This is a genomic window from Acinetobacter sp. USHLN143 (genome assembly GCF_037145695.1).
In the GTDB taxonomy this organism is placed as follows: domain Bacteria; phylum Pseudomonadota; class Gammaproteobacteria; order Pseudomonadales; family Moraxellaceae; genus Acinetobacter; species Acinetobacter fasciculus.
Genome location: NZ_JBBCWZ010000202.1, coordinates 1 through 554 on the forward strand (window position 1 = coordinate 1; position 554 = coordinate 554).

1 protein-coding gene is annotated in these 554 nt (G+C 36.6%); it reads left to right on the forward strand.

Annotated elements, in window-relative coordinates; translation table 11 throughout:
• Nucleotides 1-554: IS982 family transposase (locus WFH18_RS17690; protein ID WP_336755395.1), on the forward strand; the 554-nt coding region annotated here is incomplete at both ends.

Below are 554 nucleotides of genomic sequence, written 5' to 3' on the forward strand. Positions count from 1 at the left end.
CCTAAACTGCTTAGCTACAACCGATTTATTGAAATCATGCCCCGTTGTTTGCAAGCTCTGAGTAGTTTCTTCCATCAGGTGAAAGGAAAAGATACGGGAATCAGTATCATTGACTCCACTAAATTGGTAGTTTGCCATAATCTTCGGATTAAAAGGCATCGTGTATTTAAAGGCTTGGCCGGTCGTGGAAAAAGTAGTACGGGTTGGTTTTATGGTTTTAAATTACATCTCGTTATCAATAATTTAGGTGAAATTATTAATCTCAAGCTGACATCGGGAAATGTTCATGATGTTGCTATATTAGAATCTTTAACTCAAGAATTAAAAGGGATCCTACTCGGAGACAAAGGCTATTTGAGCAAAGCAAAAGCCGAAGCTTTAGCAGCAAGAGGACTGAAAATATTGACCCCATCACGTCGGAATATGAAAAATAAACCCATCCAAACTGAAGAAGAAAAACAATTACTTTGCAGAAGAGGATTGATCGAAACAGTGAATGATCAATTAAAAAATTTACATCAACTTGAACATTCACGTCATCGTTCGGTAAATAA